Annotated in this window: 2 protein-coding genes; both read left to right on the plus strand. The window is 31.8% G+C overall.

All coding sequences use genetic code 11. From position 1 onward, the window contains the following. Nucleotides 1-192 precede the first annotated feature (192 nt). Nucleotides 193-474, plus strand: a complete 282-nt coding sequence (locus EM808_RS28355) for a hypothetical protein (RefSeq protein ID WP_127743155.1) — start codon at nucleotides 193-195, stop codon at nucleotides 472-474. Between the two features lie 102 nt (nucleotides 475-576). Then, on the plus strand, nucleotides 577-924 hold the full coding sequence (locus EM808_RS28360; RefSeq protein ID WP_127743157.1) for a hypothetical protein: 348 nt from the start codon (nucleotides 577-579) through the stop codon (nucleotides 922-924). Nucleotides 925-1,093: the final 169 nt, after the last annotated feature.

Genomic DNA, 1,093 nt, shown 5'->3' on the forward strand with positions numbered 1-1,093 from the left:
CTCGATTGCTTAATACATAGAAAGAATAGATTGGATTAGTTGGAACGCCGTATGATTCGAAAGTTTCACGTACGGTGTGAACAGGGGGAAAAGGGAGCGATAACTTCAAACTCTTACCTATCTGTATATATAAGGTTAAGACTAATTTGTTAATATACTAAATAAATGAATTTATTTAGAAGGTGTTTGATCATGTTTTTTAAAAAGAAAAAATTTTATGTTTGTTCTGTTTGTGGGTTTGACAGGTTACGAGGTCCTTTGTATAACAAAGATGGGTTACCTGATATAAGCCTAATTTGTGGCTGTTGTGGGTTTCACCCAGGTTATGATGATGATGAATTAGGATATTCCTTTGAGACTTATCGTAATAAGTGGATACAGAATGGCATGGAATGGTTGAGGGAGGAAGAAAAGCCAACAAATTGGGATCTGAACAAACAATTGAGTAATATCAATGTTTCTTATAAAGGCTAACGGGGTGTAATCCTGAAGTAGATGGAGAGAACTTTTTAATGTCACAAACTTGGCAGGAGAGTGAGAGAAGGAATTACGAAGTAAAACAGCGAATAAAAAGAATTGTTAATAAGGGGGGGAAGTGATATTACAAAGCCTTTAATTATAAAAAGCAAGACATACAATCAAATAAAAAAAATGGTTTCACCAATATATAAGGGGATAATTCCTAACTCTAATGAAATTGTTACAGGATTAATTTTTCCAGAAGAAACAATTCTATTGAGTGATGTTAGAAAAGCGTTGAAAAGAATAAATCAGGACAGTGAAATGAAAAGGGTAGCTGTTGGTTATAGCTTTACGATTGAAGCACAACAATTATTAAAGGAATATAATTATAACACTTTTTCGATAAGTAATTTTGAATGGTCAGAAGAACGTTATAAAGAAATTAAGGGTGGAAGTTCCTAATTGAGGAACTTCTTATTTATATATAAGATTGTGAGTAAATGCACTTAAACTAAACCAGCTAATAGTTTGTCAATATCTTTCAATAAAATCTTTAAATCTTTCATGTTATACTAAATTTATGCATACCAAATAACCTTCCAATTTCACTATTTGGAAAGTTTTGGTCACA

The sequence above is a fragment of the Niallia taxi genome, assembly GCF_004005475.1.
In the GTDB taxonomy this organism is placed as follows: Bacteria; Bacillota; Bacilli; order Bacillales; family Cytobacillaceae; genus Niallia; species Niallia taxi.

Coding starts and splice junctions, on each gene's coding strand:
- EM808_RS28355 (WP_127743155.1), top strand. CDS start 193: ATGTTTTTTAAAAAGAAAAAATTTTATGTTTGTTCTGTTTGTGGGTTT.